4 protein-coding genes are annotated in these 2,825 nt (G+C 53.6%); 3 read left to right on the top strand and 1 reads right to left on the bottom strand.

The window, feature by feature from the left end:
- Positions 1 to 266 precede the first annotated feature (266 nt).
- A complete protein-coding gene (locus tag C7H09_RS07870; RefSeq protein ID WP_106762037.1) occupies positions 267 to 1,292 on the bottom strand; it encodes an IS110 family RNA-guided transposase in 1,026 nt (341 codons plus the stop codon).
- 111 nt (positions 1,293 to 1,403) lie between these two features.
- On the opposite strand from C7H09_RS07870, the gene C7H09_RS07875 reads away from it, so the two are divergent.
- The 3 genes from C7H09_RS07875 to C7H09_RS07885 all read left to right on the top strand — a co-directional run bounded on the left by C7H09_RS07875 (position 1,404) and on the right by C7H09_RS07885 (position 2,824).
- A complete protein-coding gene (locus tag C7H09_RS07875) occupies positions 1,404 to 1,904 on the top strand; it encodes a pyridoxamine 5'-phosphate oxidase family protein (protein WP_106762039.1) in 501 nt (166 codons plus the stop codon).
- A gap of 75 nt (positions 1,905 to 1,979) precedes the next feature.
- Positions 1,980 to 2,336 carry a hypothetical protein gene (locus C7H09_RS07880; RefSeq protein WP_106762040.1) on the top strand — a complete coding sequence of 119 codons (357 nt, stop codon included), beginning with the start codon at positions 1,980 to 1,982 and terminating at the stop codon, positions 2,334 to 2,336.
- 107 nt (positions 2,337 to 2,443) lie between these two features.
- On the top strand, positions 2,444 to 2,824 hold the full coding sequence (locus tag C7H09_RS07885; protein ID WP_106762041.1) for a phosphopantetheine adenylyltransferase: 381 nt from the start codon (positions 2,444 to 2,446) through the stop codon (positions 2,822 to 2,824).
- The last annotated feature ends 1 nt before the right edge of the window (position 2,825 follow it).

The raw sequence follows: 2,825 nt of genomic DNA on the forward strand, positions 1-2,825 counted from the left end.
GCTACATGGACTCCCCCTGCGGTCAAGCAACGCCATTTGATTTCGAAGCGGTTTGAGACTGCAGCTCTACATTCGGCCTCTTGTTGGGCGCTTTTGCCCGGGCCAGGATGATGATGCGTGTGAGTGATGACCTCATTCGTTAGTCGGCTTGTATCAGCCGCAAGGCTTAACAGGTTCAATCACTCTCGGTCTGACCGTTCCGTCATCGCTTGCCGTTGCTAGACTCGGCTGGCAGGCGTGTTCTGCCTGTCGTTGGTGCCTGGTTATCAGCCCTCCATAGGCTGTGTTTTAAACTCGGTTTGGTTCATCAACAGCGCCCAGATAATCCGGGCATTCTTGGCGGCCAATGCTACGGCGGCTCGTTTGTAGCCGCGGCGTTCCACCAACTCTTTAGCCCACTCGCTGAGTTGATCGTGTTTGTCGGCGAGTTTGGCAATCACCGCTCGGGTGCCATGGATCAGCAACATTCGCAGGTACTTGTCCCCGCGCTTGGTGATTCTACCCAGCCGGGGCTTGCCTCCGGTCGAGTACTGCCTGGGTACAAGCCCCAGCCAGGCGGCGAAGTGTCGTCCGCTTTTGAACTGTCTGGGATCGGGCGCACTGGCCAAGATCGCGGTGGCAGTTTGTGGTCCTATTCCTGGAATGGCCATTAGCCGTTTGGCCTGCTCGTCGCGCCGGGCCATGGCTTCGATTTCCCGGTCATAGGCCAGGATCTCTTCATCGAGCTGGAGAATGCGCTGGTTGATGTTGTTGAGTAAACGCCGTGCGAGCATGGGCAAACCGTTTTCGGCATCTTCCAGGATTTCGGGAATCCGGTGTCGGGCATGATAGCGCCCCTGGGGGATAATCAGTCCGAACTCGGCTAACAGCCCGCGAATCTGATTGATCTGGGCTGTGCGCTCTTTGGTTAACCCACGGCGAATGCGGTGAAGGCACAGTACCGCTTGTTGGTCCTCAGTCTTAACTGGAACAAAGCGCATATTGGGCCGGCTGACGGCTTCGCAGATGGCCTCGGCATCGTTGTCGTCGTTCTTGCTGCTCTTGCGATACGGAGCGACAAAGCGGGGCGCAATGATCCGGGCATCGTGGCCGAGTTTGGTTAACTCCCGAGCCCAGTAATGGGCACCGGAACAGGCTTCCATGCCGATCAGGCACGGCGGCAGTTGTGCGAAGAACGCCAACAGTTTGGGGCGATTGAGCCGTTTGCGAACCACGACCTTGCCGTGTTGATTGGTGCCATGAATACTGAACACAGTTTTCGCCAGATCGATGCCAATGGTTGTAACATTCATGGTGACTCCTCCTGCTTTTGATTGAAGATGTCAGACACCTTCAATGTGGCACATAGATGCCGTGGGAGCAGGGGGAGTCCATATCATTCGTTATGCACAAATGGAGAAACGATGAACATCAAGGATGATTGGAAGAAGGTAAAGTCGGTTCTAGAACAAGGCCAGGCTTCGACGGTTTACTGCTCGATTGCAACGGTTAATCCCGACGGCACACCGCACATCACTCCCGTTGGTACTGTTTTCCTTCGCGATGATCAGAGCGGATACTTTTTCGATCACTACGCCGAGGCTTTGGGTAAAAACATCGATCAGAATCCAAATGTTTGCATCATGGCGGTCAACGCGGGTCGATTCTTTTGGCTAAGGTCTCTGCTAAAAGGCCGCTTCGTTGCTCCACCGGGCGTAAGACTGTACGGCAAGGTCGGACGAATGCGGGAAGCCACGCCCGAAGAAATCGAGAAGATAGAAAAACGAGTTAAGCCATCTCAGTGGATGAAGGGGGCGAGGTTGCTCTGGAGTGATTTCACCCACGTTCGAGACATTGAATTCACCCATTACAAGCCCATCACCTACCCAGTGATGATGGATGGCATGTGGCCGGAACATGCATAACCAGTGGCTGTTGTCGGACGCACCTGCGCTGGCGCTCCGGTACGCCGCAAAGCCAGCGCGTTACGTGTCTAGCCTATGAATACACCTATAGATCTAAAATTGGACGGTAAAACAGTGGCTAGGATTACCGCCTGCAGCTACGAAACACCATGGGCTACCGGGAAGGTCGAATTCGAAGACCAGTCTCTCTTCAAGAAATTAATTGCAGTTACTTCAATGTCATCCTTCGATCTAGAAATGGATGAGCTCGGCTTAGAAGATGATGAGGAAGAGAGAATCTGGAACTCAAAATTAGGTGAGCTTGGTATTTCATGGGACGATCTTAAGCTAGATCATGACGGCAGGTGGGCAATCTCACCTGCTGACAGCGATTCTCAGCCCATATTTTCACCTCGGTTTTACGAGTCGGGATTTATGGACTGGCGTCAATGAAAACACGTAACAATCGCAGGCACGGCGACGGCTTTTCCATTGCGGCTTCGCCTCCATTCCAAAGCCGCGCATGCTGCGGGCGTTAAATTCAGGGAGGAATGGTAAGCATGGAGAGGGTTGTCACTGGTCTGCTGGTGCTCGTAGGCATCATTCATCTCTTGCCCGTTTCTGGGGTGCTGGGCGTTGAGCGCCTCGCCGCTCTGTATGGTCTTTCTCTGGGTGAGCCCAACATCGAAATCCTTATGCGTCACCGCGCCATTCTGTTCGGGATTCTCGGTCTTTTTATGGTGTACGCAGCGTTCCAGCCGTCGCTTCAAACACTGGCGATTATTGCGGGCCTAGTCAGCGTTGTGTCTTTCATCGCTATTGCATGGTCTGTTGGTGGGTACAATGAGTCTGTCCGCAAGGTAGTCATCGCAGACATTATTGCCACCGTTGCACTCGTTGCTGCAGGAGCAATCCGTGTCATCAGTCGCAACCAAATTTAAC

This window comes from Marinobacter fuscus (assembly GCF_003007675.1).
GTDB classification, from domain to species: domain Bacteria; phylum Pseudomonadota; class Gammaproteobacteria; order Pseudomonadales; family Oleiphilaceae; genus Marinobacter; species Marinobacter fuscus.